The sequence below is a fragment of the Stenotrophomonas sp. HMWF023 genome (assembly GCF_003060985.1).
In the GTDB taxonomy this organism is placed as follows: domain Bacteria; phylum Pseudomonadota; class Gammaproteobacteria; order Xanthomonadales; family Xanthomonadaceae; genus Stenotrophomonas; species Stenotrophomonas lactitubi.
In genome coordinates this window covers 9,135-9,778 of the sequence record NZ_QAIJ01000333.1, presented here as the reverse complement: position 1 = coordinate 9,778, position 644 = coordinate 9,135, and the positions used below count along the sequence as shown (strand labels likewise).

1 pseudogene is annotated in these 644 nt (G+C 65.7%); it reads right to left on the bottom strand.

The annotated features are described in order from the left end of the window. Positions 1-15: 15 nt before the first annotated feature. A pseudogene (locus DBR20_RS23570) lies at positions 16-644 on the bottom strand (chloride channel protein); the annotation flags it as partial.

Below are 644 nucleotides of genomic sequence, written 5' to 3'. Positions count from 1 at the left end.
ACGCATGGCGTGGATCTACTCGTCGACGCGCTCGCCCATCATTTCGCGCTGGCGCTTGTCCAGTTCTTCCGCATAGCGCTTGCGCACGAATGCTTCGGACACGACACCCAGCACCTGGCCATCGTCGGCCACCACCGCCAGCTCGTCGGCCTGGGTCTGGTCGAAGCGCTGCATCACGCTGACCACGTCCGCGCTGGCGGCAAGCGCTACGTCGCGGTTCTCGGCGAACGTACCCACCACGTCCTCGGGTTTTACGCCGTCGCCGAACAGGCGCGGAATCTGCACGATGCCGGCATAGTGGCCTTCATTGTCGATCAGGATCACCCGGCTGCCCGAGCCCAACGGGAAGCGCTGGCGGAAGGCAGCGGCATCCAGGTCGGCTGGGGCAGTGGCTACGCCTTTGCGCATCATCCGTCCGGCGTTGAGGTTGTGCACCCAGCCGATGTCACGCGCGCTCTTGATGGTTTCCCCGCGCAGATGCATGCGCCAGGTCGAGAAGGAATAGCCGAACCACTGGCGCACCAGGGTGCTGGACACCAGCACCGCGCTCATCACCACGCTGGTCAGCAGGAAATCGTGGGTGCCTTCCAGCACCAGCATGGCCATGGTCATCGGCGCGCCAACCACCGCCGCGGCCAGTGCGG